We start from the raw sequence: 456 nt of genomic DNA, 5'->3' as shown, positions 1-456 counted from the left end.
GGTAGTCGTCCGTGGTCGCCGGCCGGCCCGTCCGCTCCGACACCTCGCGTTCGAAGGCGGCCTGGGACCCCTTGCGGGACGCGAATTCGATGTCCGCGGGTGTGAACAGTTCGCTGGCGTCGACGAGTCGGTCGACGTCGACGTGCTCGGCCGATTCGCCGAGGTACCGCCGCCACACCGCGCGGCGCGCGGGGGCGTCGGGCGGCCCGACGGGGATCACGTAGTCGAAGCGTCCGGGACGCAGGAACGCCGAGTCGAGCGAGTGCACCGAGTTGGTCGCGCACACCATCAGGCGTCGTTCGGATTCGCGGAACGCTGGGATCAGCTTGAGCAGTTCGTTGGTGACCCCGTGCGCGGGGTTGGTCGGGAGACCGGTTCGGGCACTGGCGATCTCCTCGACCTCGTCGATGAACAGCACCACCTCGTCGAGTTCGGCGAGATCGGCGAACACCTCAC

1 protein-coding gene is annotated in these 456 nt (G+C 68.9%); it reads right to left on the bottom strand.

Going from position 1 to position 456, the window contains the following annotated elements; translation table 11 throughout:
* Positions 1-456, bottom strand: a 456-nt coding sequence (locus tag AC07RN_RS21200; protein ID WP_478337251.1) for an AAA family ATPase, incomplete at both ends; no start/stop codon positions are given.

This window comes from Lelliottia sp. GFLA7 (assembly GCF_056490165.1).
The sequence above is the reverse complement of the archived record's forward strand: the minus strand, read 5'-3'. Positions and strand labels throughout refer to the sequence as shown.